Genomic DNA, 963 nt, shown 5'->3' with positions numbered 1-963 from the left:
GTACTTATCCTGATGTTAATAATCCTTCTGGCATTCAAGGGGCGCTCCCACCTATCAAACCTGGCGTCGGTAAAGCTTCCAATACCAATGATGTAGTATAGTGTTCCACGTCACCTTTCAGCATGCATGATTATTGGTTCTTTTGGCATAGTGAAAATATCGTATCAGATTCCTCCCCCACCAGCGGTCTGATTTTAGCTGTTCTTATCGGGTTTACGCTACTATTAAGCACATTCGTTAATCAGTATAGCGGCAAGACGTTTATGCCAAGTATTGATCCCAATTTATTTATATTCATAGTTATATATTCTCAAAGGAAGATTTAGTTGAACCAAACAGGAATCGCTTCATTTTATATACAGCATGCCTGAGGTTTTTTAAAATTTTACTGGAAGTTTTTTGGATTATATTGTATTTCCAAGTATTGGGAGCTTTTAATGCATGGTCTGGTGAGATGCTGCTATTAAGGTTGGGTTCGGACGTTACGTCAGATATCACACGATAATTCCCTGTATTTATTTTTACATCAAATCGGCTAAAAAATGTTTTCTTCACCTCACTGCCTTTAAAAAATAACATCGTGATTACTAAAATGAAATAAAACAAACGCAGGCTGAAAGTACTCATGTTTTGATCACCTTTGCATAAAGACGAAAAATCCTCTCTTCATTTAAATTGTGCACAATAATCATGGATAGCGCGTTGTAGTTATATGGAGGTAAGATGTAGATAAGGGAAATATCGAATCTAAAGAGTGCAATGAACAATCTTTTCCATTGAGATTCTGGCGTAGTGCAGTTGTAGATGAATTACTTATGGCTCGACTTCTGAGAGTTATGTGTATCAATCTTCGTCATAGGTTTTATCACACGCCGGACACCCTGATTTTAATAAGCAGTTCTATTCATCTCCATATTAAATACACATAGACGACAAACTAGCACAATGAAGAACGCCCAGAAT

At 36.9% G+C, this 963-nt stretch carries 1 protein-coding gene; it reads right to left on the bottom strand.

The features are described from left to right. Nucleotides 1-300 precede the first annotated feature (300 nt). Nucleotides 301-627: a hypothetical protein gene (locus tag AC1DUO_RS25420; RefSeq protein ID WP_119261764.1), complete on the bottom strand. Its 327-nt coding sequence runs from the start codon at nucleotides 625-627 to the stop codon at nucleotides 301-303. Nucleotides 628-963: the final 336 nt, after the last annotated feature.

This window comes from Rahnella sp. P4_A8 (genome assembly GCF_056402435.1).
This window is presented reverse-complemented; position numbering and strand designations above follow the sequence as displayed.